Source organism: Corallococcus praedator, from assembly GCF_003612125.1.
Taxonomy (GTDB): domain Bacteria; phylum Myxococcota; class Myxococcia; order Myxococcales; family Myxococcaceae; genus Corallococcus; species Corallococcus praedator.
In genome coordinates this window covers 1-437 of record NZ_RAWI01001079.1, presented here as the reverse complement: position 1 = coordinate 437, position 437 = coordinate 1, and the positions used below count along the sequence as shown (strand labels likewise).

Sequence of the window (437 nt, the reverse complement as noted above, 5' to 3'; positions counted from 1 at the left end):
AGCGTGCAGTCCTCGCTGGTGATGGTGCCGATCCATGAATTCGGCAACGAAGCCACCCGGCAGAAGTACCTGCCCAAGCTGGCCAGCGGCGAATACATCGGCTGCTTCGGCCTGACCGAGCCGAACCACGGTTCCGACCCGGGCTCGATGGTCACCCGGGCGAAGAAGGTCGACGGCGGCTATCGCCTGAGCGGCAGCAAGATGTGGATCACCAACAGCCCGATCGCCGACGTCTTCGTGGTCTGGGCCAAGGATGACGAAGGGCAGATCCGCGGCTTCGTCCTCGAGAAGGGCTGGGAAGGCCTGAGCGCCCCGGCGATCCATGGCAAGGTCGGCCTGCGTGCCTCGATCACCGGCGAGATCGTGATGGACAACGTGTTCGTTCCGGAAGAGAACGCCTTCCCCGAAGTGCGCGGCCTGCGCGGTCCGTTCACCTG

The 437-nt window shown here is 65.0% G+C and carries 1 protein-coding gene; it reads left to right on the top strand.

The window, feature by feature from the left end:
* Positions 1–437 (top strand): acyl-CoA dehydrogenase family protein (locus D7Y13_RS43105; RefSeq protein WP_208734650.1); only part of this gene is annotated, 437 nt, incomplete at both ends.